The sequence below is a fragment of the Hymenobacter sediminicola genome (assembly GCF_014250515.1).
In the GTDB taxonomy this organism is placed as follows: Bacteria; Bacteroidota; Bacteroidia; order Cytophagales; family Hymenobacteraceae; genus Hymenobacter; species Hymenobacter sediminicola.
This window is the reverse complement of sequence record NZ_CP060202.1, coordinates 3,335,210-3,350,944: the sequence shown is the minus strand read 5'-3', so window position 1 is coordinate 3,350,944 and position 15,735 is coordinate 3,335,210. Positions and strand designations below refer to the sequence as shown.

At 58.6% G+C, this 15,735-nt stretch carries 14 protein-coding genes and 1 tRNA gene; 4 read left to right on the top strand and 11 right to left on the bottom strand.

Annotated elements, in window-relative coordinates; translation table 11 throughout:
- Window positions 1-15 precede the first annotated feature (15 nt).
- The 3 genes from H4317_RS14295 to H4317_RS14285 form a co-directional block, all read right to left on the bottom strand.
- Window positions 16-1,032, bottom strand: a complete 1,017-nt coding sequence (locus tag H4317_RS14295) for an MBL fold metallo-hydrolase (protein WP_185887252.1) — start codon at window positions 1,030-1,032, stop codon at window positions 16-18.
- Between the two features lie 90 nt (window positions 1,033-1,122).
- Entirely contained in the window at window positions 1,123-1,713 is a 591-nt protein-coding gene (locus H4317_RS14290; RefSeq protein ID WP_185887251.1) for a hypothetical protein, read from the bottom strand.
- Between the two features lie 145 nt (window positions 1,714-1,858).
- Window positions 1,859-3,088, bottom strand: a complete 1,230-nt coding sequence (locus H4317_RS14285; RefSeq protein WP_185887250.1) for an MFS transporter — start codon at window positions 3,086-3,088, stop codon at window positions 1,859-1,861.
- Window positions 3,089-3,190: 102 nt separating this feature from the next.
- On the opposite strand from H4317_RS14285, the gene H4317_RS14280 reads away from it, so the two are divergent.
- Window positions 3,191-3,922, top strand: a complete 732-nt coding sequence (locus H4317_RS14280) for a Bax inhibitor-1/YccA family protein (protein WP_349772179.1) — start codon at window positions 3,191-3,193, stop codon at window positions 3,920-3,922.
- 77 nt (window positions 3,923-3,999) lie between these two features.
- Here H4317_RS14280 and H4317_RS14275 read toward each other — a convergent pair whose 3' ends face one another.
- Both H4317_RS14275 and H4317_RS14270 read right to left on the bottom strand, forming a co-directional pair.
- Window positions 4,000-5,829, bottom strand: a complete 1,830-nt coding sequence (locus H4317_RS14275; protein ID WP_185887249.1) for a M61 family metallopeptidase — start codon at window positions 5,827-5,829, stop codon at window positions 4,000-4,002.
- 82 nt (window positions 5,830-5,911) lie between these two features.
- Window positions 5,912-6,586, bottom strand: coding sequence for a class I SAM-dependent methyltransferase (locus H4317_RS14270; protein WP_185887248.1), 675 nt, complete (start codon window positions 6,584-6,586; stop codon window positions 5,912-5,914).
- A 138-nt stretch (window positions 6,587-6,724) separates the two neighbouring features.
- Here H4317_RS14270 and H4317_RS14265 point away from each other — a divergent pair, with 138 nt between their 5' ends.
- From H4317_RS14265 to H4317_RS14255, 3 genes are all read left to right on the top strand, one after another.
- Window positions 6,725-7,438, top strand: a complete 714-nt coding sequence (locus tag H4317_RS14265) for a phosphatase PAP2 family protein (protein ID WP_185887247.1) — start codon at window positions 6,725-6,727, stop codon at window positions 7,436-7,438.
- Between the two features lie 133 nt (window positions 7,439-7,571).
- Window positions 7,572-7,653, top strand: a tRNA-Leu gene (locus H4317_RS14260).
- A 232-nt stretch (window positions 7,654-7,885) separates the two neighbouring features.
- Window positions 7,886-8,554, top strand: a complete 669-nt coding sequence (locus H4317_RS14255) for a phosphatase PAP2 family protein (RefSeq protein WP_185887246.1) — start codon at window positions 7,886-7,888, stop codon at window positions 8,552-8,554.
- 6 nt (window positions 8,555-8,560) lie between these two features.
- Here the strand turns inward: H4317_RS14255 and H4317_RS14250 are convergent, their stop codons facing one another.
- The 6 genes from H4317_RS14250 to H4317_RS14225 all read right to left on the bottom strand — a co-directional run bounded on the left by H4317_RS14250 (window position 8,561) and on the right by H4317_RS14225 (window position 15,723).
- Entirely contained in the window at window positions 8,561-9,445 is an 885-nt protein-coding gene (locus H4317_RS14250; RefSeq protein WP_185887245.1) for a tetratricopeptide repeat protein, read from the bottom strand.
- Window positions 9,417-9,905, bottom strand: coding sequence for a hypothetical protein (locus tag H4317_RS14245; protein ID WP_185887244.1), 489 nt, complete (start codon window positions 9,903-9,905; stop codon window positions 9,417-9,419). The genes H4317_RS14250 and H4317_RS14245 overlap by 29 nt, the downstream gene beginning before the upstream one ends.
- 117 nt (window positions 9,906-10,022) lie before the next feature.
- Entirely contained in the window at window positions 10,023-12,353 is a 2,331-nt protein-coding gene (locus tag H4317_RS14240; protein ID WP_185887243.1) for a GAF domain-containing protein, read from the bottom strand.
- A gap of 122 nt (window positions 12,354-12,475) precedes the next feature.
- Window positions 12,476-13,030: a hypothetical protein gene (locus H4317_RS14235; protein ID WP_185887242.1), complete on the bottom strand. Its 555-nt coding sequence runs from the start codon at window positions 13,028-13,030 to the stop codon at window positions 12,476-12,478.
- Between the two features lie 113 nt (window positions 13,031-13,143).
- Window positions 13,144-14,028 carry a T9SS type A sorting domain-containing protein gene (locus H4317_RS14230; RefSeq protein WP_185887241.1) on the bottom strand — a complete coding sequence of 295 codons (885 nt, stop codon included), beginning with the start codon at window positions 14,026-14,028 and terminating at the stop codon, window positions 13,144-13,146.
- Window positions 14,029-14,163: 135 nt separating this feature from the next.
- On the bottom strand, window positions 14,164-15,723 hold the full coding sequence (locus H4317_RS14225) for a M16 family metallopeptidase (RefSeq protein WP_185887240.1): 1,560 nt from the start codon (window positions 15,721-15,723) through the stop codon (window positions 14,164-14,166).
- Window positions 15,724-15,735 lie beyond the last annotated feature (12 nt).

The following is a 15,735-nucleotide window of genomic DNA, read 5'->3' as shown; positions in this document are numbered from 1 at the left end:
TGGCTGGCTCTTTCGCTATTCCCACTCCTGCCAGCGCAGCACTTCACCCACAGCTGGCGCATGCAACTCGCCGCGCAGCATGCCACCGTGCGCTACCTGCTGCAATTCGTGCAGCGGCTCGGAGGCCGGTTCGTCGCTGAGGTCGAAGGTGCCGTAGTGCATGGGCACCACGTGGCCGGCGCGCAGCAGGTTGGCCGCTTTGGCGGCCTCGTGCGGATTTACGTGGCTGAGCTGCATCATGTAGGCGGGCTTGTAGGCTCCAATCGGCATGATGACGGTATCCAGCGGGCCAAACTGCTTCTCAATTTCCTCGAAATGGCCCGCCATAGAAGTGTCGCCAGCAAAATAGACGGTGCGGCCGTCAGGCAGGCGCAGCAGGAAGGAGCCCCATAGCACTTGGTTCAGGTCGGTGAGGCCGCGGCGGTGCCAGTGCGAGGCGGGCAGGTAGAACAGCTCGAAAGGGGCCTGCTCGCCCAGGTTGTACTGCTGCCACCAGCCAGCTTCCTGCACCTGCAACCCGGGTGCCATGCCGCGCAAAAGCGGCGTCATGCTCAGCGACGTCAATATCTGCATGCCGGGGTTCTGGCGGGCCAGCAGCCGTACAGATTTATCGTCCAGATGGTCGCGGTGGCCGTGGCTGAGCAGCAGGTAGTCGATGCCCAGCAGGTCTTCGGGATGGCAGGGCAGCGCGTGGCGGCGTCGCAGACCGAGGGACGAAAACAGCAGTGGGTCGAAAGCCAATAGCTTGCCGCCCACGCGCAGCAGAAAGGAGGCGTGCCCCAACCAGACCAATCCATCCTCGGTGCCCTGCAGAAACGCTGTGCAGTCCACCACGTCCGGCACCCAGGTGTCGGCTTTCTTCTCCTGCTTCTGTGGGTTCTCGCTCAGCTGCCACTTCAGCACCCTGCCGAAAGTCGGTTCATACAGCTCCTCGGCATTGCAGTATTCCCGGCCTATCATTTTGTTGCCGGGATAGTTGGGTTTGATAATGCGCAGCTGCGGATTGCTGACGTAGCGTGGGGCTGAGGCCATAAAGCGGAATGAAGCAGTAGGAATAGCAAAGAAACAGCAAAGCCCCGGAAGGTTCCGGGGCTTTGCTGATAGCAGAAGTGCGCAAAAGGCCTACCAGAAGCCGCCCGACAGGCCCGGCGTATACCCTGGAAATGCCGGGCCTTGGCCGTTGCTCATGCGCAGCCCACCCGAAACCGAGAAGTTCTCTGTAATTAAATAGTCGGCCCGCAGGCTCATGCCCGAGCCCATGCTGCCAAAGCCGGCGTACGGATTGATGCGGGGCTGACCGTTTGGAATTTCTTTCCAAGCCGTGCCAGTAAGCGCCAGCCGTGGCGACACCGCATATTGCGCACCAGCCTGCAGCAGAAACTGGTTATAGCCAGCCCAGGGGCGCAACTGGTTATCGGCGGACGCGCTGGGATAATAAGCCGGGCCGGGTGTCACGCGTAGGTAGGTGAGGCCCCCGAATACCGTGAGGCGCTGCGCGAGGCGGTAGCTGGCAACCGGGCTCAGATAAGCCGCAGTGCCCAGCCGGCCGGCCGTCATCATGCCCGCGCTGAGCTGAATATTCTGGCGCGGCCCGCGCAAACCCGGCAGCAGTGGCGCCCCGAGCCCGGCCGTAGCGGCCGGCGTGAAGTCGGTTTGGGCGAAGGCGCTGCCGGTAAGCAGCAGAAAGGCGGCGAGAGTGGAAAGACGAAGCATAGCGCGGCGAAAATAGAACGGCAGATACGTAATAGACGCAAAACTGCCCGGAAAAGTGGCACCGAAGCAGGTTTGCTCCTGAAAAGGTACGGCTTGCCAGGCAAAAGACACACGGTTGTAGTCGGCGCATTGCTCACGGCTGGCTTTATGCTGTGGGCTTTTGCACGGCTGGCATTCGCCATGCGGCCAAACCGGCCACAGCAGCCAGACACAGCGCAAACCACGCCCACGGCAGCCGCAGGTCCAGCACCGAAAGTCCCCCGAATATCAGCGTCGTTACGAAGCTGGCCAGCCCCTGAAATGCCTGGTTCAGCCCGAATATCTCACCCCGGTCGGCATCGGTGGTGCGCTGGGCCAGCAGGCCTTCCAGCAGGCCCTGAATCAAGGACAGCGTCAGGCAGTCGATGATGACAAGCACATAAAGCGCCACCACCGATGTGCCTACCAGCCCATAGGCTGCCAGCACGGGCACGCCCAGCGCCGCCAGCCACACAATGGCCCGGCGCTGGTTGATCCGGTCGGCGAAGTAGGTGTAGAACACGTAGTTGAGCACAATGCTGAGCGCCCCAAAGCACATGAAGAAGTAGGAGATAGAGCGGGCATCCATCTGCAGCTCGCCCATGCTCATGAAGGGTACCATGTAGAAATAATAGCCCGTACTGAGCGTAAGAGCCACCTGCGTCAGCACAATGCGGCGCACGCCGGGCGTGGCAGCATCCTTTTCGCGCAGCCGTGCCCAGAGCGTGAGCGGATTGAGGGCTAGCGCCAACTCACTGCGCAACTCCGCGCCCCGCACGCCGTTGCGCTGGGTGTGGGTTTCGCCTAAAAATAAGCTCAGCAGCACGTTCAGGGCCGCCAGCACCAGTCCAAGCCGCACCACATACGTTGCCTCCTGGCCCGTTGGCACCTCCAACACCGTCAGCAGCGCCCCCGACACCATGGGGCCCAGCACAAAGCCCAGCGAGATGATGGCGCCCTCGACCCCCAGGTTTTTGAACAACTTGTCCGGGTCTGAAATGTCGGTGATGGCCGAGCGCACGGTGGCGTACATGCCGTTGGTGAGGCCATCGGAAGCCCGGTTCACGAAAAACAACCCTGCCCGCACCGGCAGCAGCAGCGCATTCGCCAGCAGCGTACCCACCGCCGACAAAATGAAGATGGGCCGCCGCCCGTATCCATCGGAAAGCCGCCCCAGCACCGGCGCCGAAAACAGCTGCACTCCCAGAAACAGCCCCGTGCCGACCGAAAGCCACAGTTGTGGCTCCGGCAGCCCGCGTACAAACTCCGGCATCACTGGCCCGATAGCCGCCCCCACAATCACGTCGATGAGGATGATAAGGTAGATATGGGACAGGCGGCGGTCCGGAGTGGGCATGCGGCAAAGGTAGCGCAACCGGCCCCGTAGCCGGTATAGTTTCGTGCGGTGCAAACGCTTAATTTGCCTCGTCTTTATCTCTCACTCCCAATTCTATTTTTCATGGAAGATTTTACTTCTGAAGATTATCAGGAGCCGCAACCCCAGTTAACTCTCTCGCCGGAAGAGGCCTCGCAGGTGATGTCGCGCTTCATGACGCAGGTATACGGCTGGATGGCCGGGGCCCTGGCCGTGAGCGGAGCCGTGGCTATGGCGGTGGCGTCTCTGCCAGTGTTGCAGGAACTGGTGTTCGGCAACCGGTTTGTATTCCTGGGCTTGTTGCTGGCCAAAATTGCGGTAGTAGGCTTCCTGTCGCGCAAGGCTTTCGACTGGTCGGCGGGTACCACTACGGCGGCATTTATCGGCTATTCAGTCCTCAATGGGCTTACAATGGGCATCATCTTCATGGTGTATACTATGGAGTCGATTTCCTCGACTTTCTTCATTACCGCTGGCACTTTTGGCGTGATGAGCCTGTACGGCTACTTCACCCGTACCGACCTGTCACGCTGGGGCAATTTGCTGTTCATGGGGCTTATCGGCCTTATCATTGCCTCGGTAGTAAACCTGTTTCTCAATAGCTCGACTCTGTACTGGATTTCCAGCTTTGTAGGCGTGCTGCTCTTCACGGCCCTCACCGCCTACGACACCCAGAAAGTGAAAATGCTGGCTTTCCTCGGCTATGAAGACGAAGCTACCGACCGCAAAGCCGCTGTGCTGGGTGCCCTCACGCTATATCTGGATTTCGTAAACCTGTTCCTGTTCCTGCTGCGCATCTTCGGGCGTCGCCGGTAATGGACCAGTTTCTGCCCAACAAAAAGGCCCCTGTTCCGCGGAACAGGGGCCTTTTTGTTAAAAGCAGCTTGCGCAGCCTATTTCACCTTGCTAGCTAGCCAAGCCTTGCGAAACGCCAATTGCTTGCGGGTGGCGTTGGGCAGCAGTACTACTTCCAGCGTCAGGTCTTCCTGCAGCGTGACGGGCATAGTGCGCACTCCGGTGCGGGTGCGCACTTCCAGCGGAACCGTGTCGCCGGGTTTGTGCGCGGCCAGTAGTTTCTGGAGTGCTTGGCTGGTGGGCAGGCGCTGGCCATCTACTTTCAGCAGCACATCTTCCCGGTCGAGGCCGGCTTGATACAGGGCGCTGCCAAGGAGCGTGGTACCGAGCGTGGCCGAGCTGTCGGCGGGGTTGAAAGTGGTGCGGCCTCCCAGGCTGGCCAGGCCGGCGCGGGCGCGGCGCACCTGCAAGCCCGCCGGAGCTAGCAACTCATCAAATTTGGGTAGCTCGTGACCGTAGATGTGGCGCCGGAAGAAATTGCCGGCAAAAGCCGTGTCCTTAGATACTTCCCCCAGAATGCGCTGTAGGTCTAGCAGCGTATAGGGCCGGGCCGGAGCGAAGTCGCGCTGAGCTTTGCCGTGTTGCTCCCATACGGCCCGCATGTAGGTGTCCAGGTCGGTTTTGTGGTTCTGGCGCAGCAGCAGGTCAAGGGCCAGCGCATTGGCTCCCCCAATGTAGTAGTAGCTCAGGTACGTATTTGCGCGGTTGTTCGGGTCGATGGCGGCAGCGGCATCCACAAACGGGGCCTGCTGGCTCATGTACACCGGCGAGTAGCGGGCCGCCCCCGGCGAATTGAGCATGGCATTTACCAGCGGCCCCACGGCTTCCTGCAAGTATTCGGCATCGGTGTAGGCCCCCGAGCGGCGCAGCAGCAGTTCGCCATAATACTGCGTGAAGCCTTCCGCAAACCAGAGCCCACTGCTCATGTTGGCTTGCTCAAAATTGAACGGTTCGAGGTCCTGCGGCCGAATACGCTCCACGTTCCAGCTATGGAAAAACTCGTGCGACACGGTTCCTAGATTGTCCAGGGCGCCGGGGCCGCTCAGGGGGCGGTTGCTGGTGAGCGAAGTAGAGTTTCGGTGCTCCATACCGTCGCCGCTGGTCTGGGGCAGGTAGTTGGCAATGAAGGTGTAGCGCCCGAAATCATAGTCGGGCAGGCCGCCGAAAATGGCAGCGGCCTCGCGTACTACCTTCTTGGTTTGTTCGGCATAGGCGTCCAGCTCAGCATCAGTGCCCTTGTGCAGCACCTGCAGCTCTATGGTTTTGCCGCGTTCCTGCCAGCTGCGCACCTTCTGCGGACCCAGCGACGTAGGCGAATCCATAAGATACTGCAGGTTGGGCGCGAAATAGGTGCCTTTGGCCGCATCAGGCCGTAGCTGCGTAGCGGCAGTCCAGCCCTGGGACATGTCGAACTTCACTTCCGCCGGGCGCTGCTCCAGCCCGCGCGCGAAAGCCAGTGTGGCGGGCATGTTCAGGTGCGCGTGGTAGCTGTCAATGCCAGCATAGGTACCATCGGTCCGGTCACCGAACAGGGTGTAAGTGAAGACGACCGTGCCATCGTGGCCGCTTACGTCCCAGCCGTATGGGTCAGGCTTCTGCACAACTAGGGTTTTGCCTTTAGAATCCGTGGCCGATACCTCATAGACGTTTTTGGCGAATTCATGCAGCGCGTAGCGGCCCGGCGAGGAGCGGGCCATCCGCACCTGCAGCGGTCCGGCCGGTACTCCTGCAAACGTCACACTGATGCGCGCCTCGTGGTGTACGGCGTTTGGGAAAGCCACATTGTATTGAACCGGGGCCTGGGCAGCTGCGGGCTGGCCGAAAGCCAACGGCAGTACCAGGAAAAGCAAAGCGGCTGATTTCCGCATAGTGCAAAAGAGAAAAGGAGGAATGAGGGACGGCTGTAAATGTAAGATGAAGCCACACTTCACCACACAAGCCGAGTGGCGCTCATCCTGGGCCAAGGGTTGCACTACTATGCTGCCATACTTCTGCCTCCACCATGCCGCCGAAGGACACCACGCGGTACTCTAGTGCCAGCCCCACACGCGTCAGCTCCGCCTGAATAGGAGGGCGGGCATGCCCGCTGATGCCGGTAGTAAGCCGGAAAAAACCGTACATAGCCGTTAGCAGCCCGCGTTGCCACCAGCGTTGCGGCGCCGCAAAATCGGCCAGCAGCCACGGAGCCAGAGGTTGCCGGACTTCACTCAGGCACTCCACAATGCGGCGCAGACGTTGCGGCTCGAACAGGTCTAGAAAGAAAAAGGTGATGATGCCATCAAACGCATCGGCAGGAGTGAGAGCCGCTTCCGTGCCGAGCCGGAACTCCACCTGCGCGGCGGCACCCGGCAACTCCCGCGCCAGCAGCGCCTGTGAGCGAGCCAGCATCTGTGGCGACGCCTCCAGGTACAGCACATGCGCCTGCGGACGGCGGCATAGTACTTCCGGCAGTATCCAGCCCGTGCCACCCCCGATAATGAGCAGACGCGGCGCCCCGGCCGGTAGCCCGGCGTCCAAGGCCGCCTGCTGTGCGACCTGCAGACTACGCCCGTACACCAGGCGCGCCAATGGGTCGTAGAAGGCCGCTACCCGGTCGAAGCCGGAATCAGGCAGGGAAAAACGCATGCAAAGTTGGTAGGTGCGTTGTGGGCGGCGGAAGGGCTGCCCGACCTCTTACCCGGTTTGTTCGTACGTGAAGATGCTCCTCACTTGCCGCAAGCCGTTGGCCGGGCGCAAGCTACCGCTTACGCTACTTTTCATTCTATGACCAATCACCTGCGCCGCTTACTGGCCGGACTCACCCTGTTCCTCACCGAATTTACCATCACCCTGCTGCTCGGCATTATCGGCGTGGTGGGTTTTCTGGCGCTGGGCCGGGAGGTATTCGACCAAGATGCGGCCACCTTCGATGCTGCTGCATTTCAGTGGGCCCGACGGCTGCTGGGTCCAAAGCAGCAATGGGTGGAAGCTGTTACGTTTTTCGCCTCCCGCAATTTCATTACCGTTGCCGGCTGCCTGCTCATCGGCTGGTTTCTGGTATTGCGGCGGCACCGTTGGTATTCGCTGCTGATACCGGTAGTGGCGTTGGGCAGCATCACGCTCAATCTGGTGCTGAAAAACTTCTACAACCGGCCCCGGCCCCTGCTGCCGCTGGTATCTGCTTCGGGGCTGAGCTTTCCGAGTGGGCACGCTATGATTTCGGCCTCCTTCTATGGCTTGCTTGTGTACTTGGTGCAGACCCACGTGGAGCAGCGGTGGCTGCGGTGGCTACTGACCAGCATCCTAGTCCTGCTGATTCTGCTCATTGGCCTGACCCGAGTTTACCTGCGTGTGCACTACGCTACTGATGTGCTGGCAGGCTTCACGGCCGGGCTAGTGTGGCTGGTAGTGGCTATTCCGGTACTAAAACGGATAGAAACCCGCGTGAAAATGCAATTCAAAAATAATCCGCAATTAGCTGAAAAACAGCCTGAATAGCTCGTAAAGCTAATTTATTGCAGGAAAATTATCGGCTTTTTTTCGGCGGAGCTTGTCTGGTGCCGCAACTTGTCTCTATCTTTGCAGCATCAAACAACACCCCGCAAGGGAAATGGAGCTTGATACACGTGCTGCGCTTGTGGCGAAATTGGTAGACGCGCTGTCTTCAGGCGGCAGTTCCGAAAGGTGTGAGAGTTCGAGTCTCTCCGAGCGCACAAAAGCCGGTCCAGAAATGGGCCGGCTTTTTTATTTGCCCCGCATCGGGGCTGAACCTGAAACGGGTGAATGGTATGGGGGGGGCAGCCGTAGGAATGGCCCGACGCAACGTAAGCTTGTTTTGATTGGCAACTAATCAGAATGCTGTGCTTACTTGGTGAGGAAAGTGGCCCTGGTGTATTGTCGGCAGCGACTACAAAATCCGTACATATCCGTGTAACGCTGTGGTTCATGAAGAAGCTCACCGCTCGTCTGCTCACTCTGTTCAGTTTCCTGACCGTGGAAATTCTGCTGGTAGGAGGGGTGTTTCTGGCGTCGTTGGGGGTGTTTTTCTACCTCACGCGCGTGGTGTTTGTGGCTCATTCCCTCACCTTCGACAACTGGGCTATCGGACACGCCAATGCGCTACGTGCCGCCTGGCCTGCCCTGACTAGTGGGGTGCATGTCGTGACCTTCTTTGCTTCGCTGCCTTTTCTGGTGGGAGCCGGGGTGCTTGTTCCGGCCGGCCTGCGCTGGTGGGGGCATAAGCGAGAAGCATTGGAAGTGTTTCTGGCCGTTGCCGGAGCTACTTTTTTCAACCAGTTGCTCAAAACGCATTTCCAACGGCCGCGCCCGGCTACTGCGCTGCTTTCCCAACTGGGGCTGAGCTTTCCCAGCGGCCACGCCATGATTGGAATGGCGCTGTATGGTTGCCTGGCCTGGCTACTCTGGCGGCACGGCCGGCACCCGGCCTGGGCTGTTCTGCTGTTACTGTGGGCAGTGCTTATTGGCCTAACGCGGGTATATCTGCAAGTACACTACGCCACCGATGTGCTGGCAGGCTTTGCGGCTGGTCTGCTCTGGCTGATTCTGTTGCGCACTGCACTGCGGCTGTTTTGGCGGGAAGAGCAGCAGGTTTGAGGGGCATCAACGGGGCGCCGGGGCCAGTGCAGTGGCTACTTCGTAGGCAGTTATCTGGTGGGGATAGTTGGAGTAGTACAGGTTGTCCTCATTCATGGTGTAGCCCTTGCGCAGTACCTGCTGGGCTAGTTCCAGATGAAGCCTGGCCAGCGGCTCATTGCCGCGGGCGCGGCTCACCAGAGCCAGGTAGTAGTTAGCGTCGGGATGCTGAGAGTAAGTGCTGAGACAGCGGCCCAGATAGGTAGCGGCAGCTTCGTACTGTTTCATTTCATAGTAGAGCACGCCTACATAGAACAGCGTGTTGAAATGGATGTCACGCTGGCCGTCGGGGCCACGCTGCTGCTGCATATCCTGCTTGAAGCTGGCTTCGGCCTGGGCATAGCGACCTAGCTCCAGGTTGCAAAGGCCCTCAAAGAAGGGATAGGTGTGGTCCATTTCCAGACCGTTGGGCGTGAGCCGGGCGGCCGCCTGGAAATCGAGAATGGCACCTTCGTAGTCCTTAGCAAAAATGCATTTCAGGAAGCCCCGATATGCCAGCCACTGTTTGGGATTCAGTGCCACCGCCTTGTCTTCCAGCGCAAAGGCTTCCTCAAACTTACCGTCTTTGATGAGCGGAATGGCCTTTTCCCGGTACGCTACCGCAATGTTGGGACAGACAGCAATCAGACTGTCGCAATATTGCGTCCAGCGTGGGTCGAGGTAGCTAAACCGTTGGGCTCCGTGCTCAATGTACCTGCTAACCAAGCTGTCCTGGTACTGGCGGCTACTGCACTTGTCGGGCAGCGCCTGTGCGGCAGGTGGCTGCCCAGAGGTGGTGGGTTGGCAGGAACTCAGATGGGCGCTCAGCAGCCCCAGCAACAGACTAGGGGCACACCGCCACAACTTTCCCATGATTGATTTTGAAGGCTATGTAGGCAATGTAATTCGCAGTTTCCTGGCCGTTGGGGCTGCGGGCTATGCGCCAGTCGTTGAGCGTGTTTAGGTAGGCGTATAATTTCTCCACCAGTTCCGGCTGAAAACGGTATTGCTGGTAGCGGGCATCCGTTTGTAGCACTTGAGTGCGGGGCAGCCGTTTACCGCTGCAGTCTACTACAAACCGGAACGTGATGTAGCCGCTCCCTGTGTACGTGTGGCCGCCACGCTGCAAAAACGCCTGTGCTTGCTCGCGCAGCGTATCGGAGCTGCGCGGGTACTTGCCATTCACGCTGTAGTAGCGGGCCGTAGGCTTCAGTTGGCATCCCGCCTGTCGGCTGACGGTCGTATCCATGTACTCGCCATCGGGAAGCACGAACCGTTGGCTCCAGCCAGGCAACCAAAACAACAGCAGACAAGCCGTAAGCAATACGCGCATAGCAGATTCTTCAACCCAATACTAAGCAGTTGTAACGCTTTCTGTAGTATGGGGGCAGAAAAAAGCCGCTCAATATTTCTCCAGGAGAAGTATTGAGCGGCTGGTCTGTTGTATATGCTAAACTTTCACCTTCACCCGCAAGGCCAGCAGGCCTTTCACGCCCTGCAGCTCTTCTAGCTCCAGTTCTTCTATCTCGGGCTCCAACAAGCCCCGGTCCTGCAAATAGTCGAGGTATTCGAGGTACTCGTCGGCTTCGCGCTGCTGCGAGTAGACCAGCGCAATGTGGCCGGGCTGCGTAAGCCGCTCGCCAGTGCCTTGCACCGTCGCCTTGTCGATGCGCTTTTTGATGATTTCGTAGCGGATGTTGTAGGCCCCGTCTACGTCAAACTGGCGCTCATCCTGCCGGAACCGGATGGCCAGCGGCTGGCTATGAATCAGAATCAACTGGGTGGTTTCCAGCGGTACGGGCAGCTGCGGCTTGAGAGCCACCGTGCGGCGCGTAATTTCAATCATGGTCAGCAGCTGCCACAAACGCAGGTTTTTCAGGAAAACCAGGTCGAAGGGCTTGTGCTCTACCAGCGAAGCTCCCACGTAGATGTTATACTCCACGCCGTCGGTTTTGAAGCGCTGGAAGTAATGCGGAAACATCTGCTGCGCCTTTTCCTCCTCTTCGTCCAGGTAGTCGCTCACCGTATCGTTGAGCAGCGTGGTACTTTCCTCGAAGGCTTTGCGGCGCTTATAGAGGATACCCAACTCCGCATCAATATTTGACCAGTATTGCGTGATAACCGGCTGCAGTTCGGGCGTATTCTGCCCCAGGTATTCAAACAGCGGCTCCACTTCCGTCTTCAGCGACTCGAAGATGCTTACTTCGTCCCCGGAAATCAGGGTCTGGCGTAGCCGCCGCAGATTCTTATTGACATAAAATTTCAGCTCATCCAGAATGGGCAGCGCCTGAAATTCGGAGGCCTTCTTGAGAACTTTATTGGCCAGGGTAAGATGCTCAATCAGGTCACCCTGGATGGCCTCGTTGCGGGCCGTACTGGAGCCCCGAATGTCGCAGGAACCATGCAGCGGGTATACATCATGGAAAATGATGGCCTCCATTTCGGCGTTGCGGTTACCATCTTCCTGCTTCTGCAGCAGGTTTTCGGCTGCGTTGGTGAAGCGCCATTCCATGCTCGGATGAATGGCCGTAAACTTTTCCTTGATGATGGACTGAACGCGGGTCTGGATTTCCTCGGCGTTTCGTTTCACCGCGACGGCAAACAGCGGCACAAATTGCGCTACTGTCTCAATATCGAACTCGTCTAGGTCGCCGATATTCGGAGAGCCCAACTCCAGCAGACCCACCGTATCGTCGCCGTAGGGGAGCAGCGCCAGAATGGCCGACCGGATGCCGATGCTGAGAATCTGCTGGCGCAGGTCCTCGGGAATGGCGGCCGTTTCTACGTCTTCCAGCACCAGCGGCTGGCGGTTCTGCCACAGCTCCGAATAGATCTGGCGGAAGCCAGAGCCGGCATCCTGGCTGTGCAGCTGCTTGGTCAGGAAGCTGTGGTTGATTTTGCGGCCAAAATCCACAAAAGCCCGCTTTTTCTCGTCGTACGCCGCAATGCCAAGCTGCAGAAACGGCCGCTTAAACAGTACCCGTAGCTTCTCCTGGATTTGCTCCAGCCGGTCGGAGGCCTGCAGCACGTCGCGCTCCAGCAGGTCGTATTTCAGCTCCGACAGAATTTCTTGGTCTGTTACGTCAACTAGGTGCAGGATATTGAAGCCTTCCAACTCAAACAAGTCGGGCGGCAACAGCTGCTGCCACAAGTCCACCCGGTGCGGGTTTCGAGTTAGTAGCTCAATCTGTTCCGAAGTCAGTTCGGGGCGTGTGCCTACCACGCGCACATCCAGGAACGTAGAGTCGAACTCTACGCCATAGTGCCGATAAAGGCCGATACTGTAGTCGGGTACGGTGAAGATAATGGACCCATGATGCGGCATCTGTACGCCATATACCTTGTCCAGAATGAGCTGGTAGGCCATGCGCGCCGTGTGCACATCCAGCGTACGCGCGTCGATATTGAGCGGCTGCTTGATGTTTTTGGCGGCCTTCAGAAGCACCTCGGCGAAGCGCGGCGTATGGTAGAAGCTGTAGCGCTGAAATGGCGCAATGGCCCCGCTGATATCGAAGCGGAACGAGGCGGGCGGAAACATGGCCAGCATCAGCGTGTCTACCAGGTCGCAGTTGCATTCAAGCACGCTCATGTCGGTGATGGGGCCACGGCACCACGTTTCCGTGGCAACCCTTTCCCCAATGGAGCGGGCCAGCAACGACACACCCGGGTTCGGGTCGTCCTCACGCGACTTCCAATACGCAATGATTGGCTCTAAGCTGAGCGTGGATTTGAACGGAAAAACGGACTGGGCCGGGCGGGCAACGGTAGTTTCGGGTAGCATAGGTACAGCAACAACACCGAAGATAGCCAAATCATTGCGGCTGGGCTTCTGTGTGCCTCTACTATACGTGTGTGCCCCGGCATTGGTCGTGCCAGAAGAGCTTGAGTGGCCTTTTCTTGCTGCTAGCGGTTGAGGGTTACTGGTACGGCCTGATCCTGGCCACTGGGGTCGGAGGCATCAATGGGGGTGGGGGTACCTCGGAGGAAGACCAGTTTTTTTACGTTGCTGTTGCAAGTGCAGCAGCCGTCGCCTTTCAGTTGGTCTTCGAGCTGAATACTGTCGATAACAAAGCTTGCCGTGGGAGCCCTGCGCTTGCCCAGATACAGCTTGTATGAATACTGATTGAGTTTGCGGGTGCCGCGCTGCCCGAACGGCTGGGCGTTGTTCAGTACCACACTAGTGCCCCGCTCGCGCCCAACCCGGAGCAGCTGAATGGTGTCAATGGCCGGCTGGCCCGTGGTAACGGTGTCGCGGTAGGGCAGCAGCTGCCGCACGAAGAAAACGGTATCTACTGCCGCCGAATCGAGGCGGTTGGGGGCTGTTGAGCTCAGGTTGAAGTTGAAATACACCGCATCGTCGAGCGAGTCTTGACAGTCGCAGGCCACGGAGCCACAACAGGCAGCCAGCGCCGTGGAAACAATCAAGAACAGGAGCCAAGTAAGCGGATTGCGAAGCATAGGGTGTAAAGATACTAGCGGACGGCGGAGCGCGAGAAGCCAGCCTCTGGTTTCTGTCAACGAAAAAAGCCAGCCTGGGAGCAGGCTGGCTTTCAACGAAGAATGGAAGCAGGTTATTCTTTCACGAAGCGGCGGGTTTCGGAGCCCGACTTCGTAGTGATTTTGTAGAAATAAGTGCCAACTGGCAGGTCTGAAATATTTACCTGCACTGTGTGCTGGCCTTTTTCCTGCTTGGTTTCATTCGCTACCGTACGCAGCGCATTGCCACGGCTATCGAGCAGCTCCACTGTAACAGGACCAGCCTTTTTTACTTCGTATTCCAGCTGGCTGCTCGCTACGGCCGGGTTAGGATACACCATCGTATTGCCCAACTCACGCTCCGGGCTGCTTGGTGCGCTGGGGTCCATTAGCAGAAACATAGCAGGCTTGAAGAATCGGTTAGCACCACCGCGGTGGTGCATGCGGCTAGCCATCTGCCCCAGTTTCTCCTGCTGCTCCGGTGTCATGTTTTTTATTGCCAACTCCTTCAGGTCAGCCGCCCATTTTTCTTTTTGCGGCTGCAATTCCTGCGAAAGACGGGCAATGTCGCCAGCATATTTCTGGCCCAACTGGCCGACACTCTGCATCAGGACTTTGTGGTCGGAGTGTAACTTCTGAAACTGCTGCTTCTGGGCTTCTGTCATTTCGGGGCGGGTGCCGGGCGCCTGCGTGCCGGCCGGTTTGATGCTCTGGCGAAGTGCCTGGCTCTGCTGGCGTAGCTCCTGTAGCTGGGTGCGGTAAATGGCCAATTGTGCCCGGTCGGAGGTGCTGAGCTGAGGCTCTAGTTTCTGGCGCTGCTGCCGCACTGCGGGCAGCACGTTTTGCGCCATGTAGGCTTTGATTTCGGGGTTAGCCGGCCCACCGTGGCCGCGCCGATGGTCCCTGGCTTCGCTGGCAGAGGCGGCGGTGAAGAGCACTAATAGCAGGAGCAGCAGGCGAGGGAAGGAAGTTGCTTTCATCTGGCTGGGAAGAAATGAGTTATCAAAATATACTGCATAGATGGGCCAGCAGGCAACAGGTTTAACCCGAAAAAAAAACCGACCCGGAAAATTTCCGGGTCGGTTTTTAACAATTCATTAGGCCGTGCAGCCAGCTTACTTAAATGTGTCTTTCGTATCCACAATTTTTACGTCCGTCACGTTCAGCTTGTAGTCGGCTACGGCTTTGTCCTCCGCTACCACATCGGCGGGCAGGCCGGCTTTCACTACGTTGGCATAGCTCATTGGCGAAGGCGTGTTGTTCTTGAGTACATCGGCCAGGGGCTGAGCTTCGCTGTCGTCCGTCACGATGGTCACGAACATGTTCTGCACCTGCCAGTGCTTGCGGATGGCACGGTTTACATCGTCTACCGTGAGCTTGGCCAGTTGGCCATCTACTTCCTTCAGCCAGTCTTTGCGGCCGTAGAATTTCGAGTCGAGCAGGAAGCCGAGCTGCTTGGCGGGCGTGGTGCCGTAGAGCTTCACGTAGGAGCGCAGGAAGGTGCGGGTCAGCTCAAAATCATCTTTGCTGAGGCCGTTTTTTACTACGTTGTCCATTTCGCGCACGGCCAGGCGCAGTGCAAACGGTGCGTGGCCAACTTTCAGGTCGCCCAGCTCCGCGGGGTATTGCTTGCGCAGGCCTTCGGCAATCTGGACCGGGCGCAGCCACAAGCTGGCATAGTTGGCGTGGCGCGGCACTCCGGGCACCGGCAGCATGTTCTGGCCGCCGCCCTCGTACCACTCCACGTAGCTATAGTCGCCGTAGTTCATGGAGCGGGTCGTCCGGATCTTGTCGTAGAGCTTGCCGTAGCTTTTGCGGTGCTCACCCAGCCAGGAGTTGGCCACCATCAGGGCCGCGAAGTCGTCGTTGGCACGGGTGGTTTGGATAGGAAAGCCCGCATATATAGCCGAGCCCAGCGCATCAGGCTTGCTGATGATTTCGACACGAATGCCTTTGGGCATGGCTACAGTCGGCACGGCAGGCTTCACCGAGCTTTTGGGCAATTTTTTTAGGTCGGCCTCCAACTGCTTGGCAAACGAAGCCGGATAGTTGCCGGCCAGCCCGATGGTCAGGTTGTCCTGCCCGAAAGCGGCGGCGTATTGCTTTTTCACGTCGGCCAGCGTCAGGTTCTTCACGCCGGCGGCGGTGCCGCGCGTCATGTGCTGAAACCGCGTGCCCCGGAACAGCTGGTCTTCCAGCGCAAACTTGCTGTAATCCTCATCCGAAGACGCCCGAATCACTTGCTCCACGTAGTTATGCAGGTTGGACTGGAGCCGGTCGAAGTCTTCCTGCGTGAAGCTGGGCGTGAGCATAAGCCCGCGCAGCACCGGGTAAAACTTGTCGATAAAGTCCTTGTGAAACTCGAAAGTGAAAGTAGTGACTTCCTTGTCCGTGACGGCATAGTAGCGCGTAGACATCGGATAGAGAAAGTCCTTCAGTTGGGCCGAGGTCATGTCCTTGGTCCCGCCTTCTGTCACAAGCTGAGAGGTCAGGAACGTGAGGCCTTCTTTGCCGACCGGGTCGGCGGACGAGCCGTTGCGGAACTGCAGCTTCACGACCACCTTGGCGGCATTGGGCTGGCGCAACTCCACTATTTCGGCAGCTTGGGCAGTATGTGCTCCGGCCGGACCGAACAGGGCGGCCGCCAGCAGCAAGCGGGAAAATGTATGTTTCATTAGAAGAGAAAT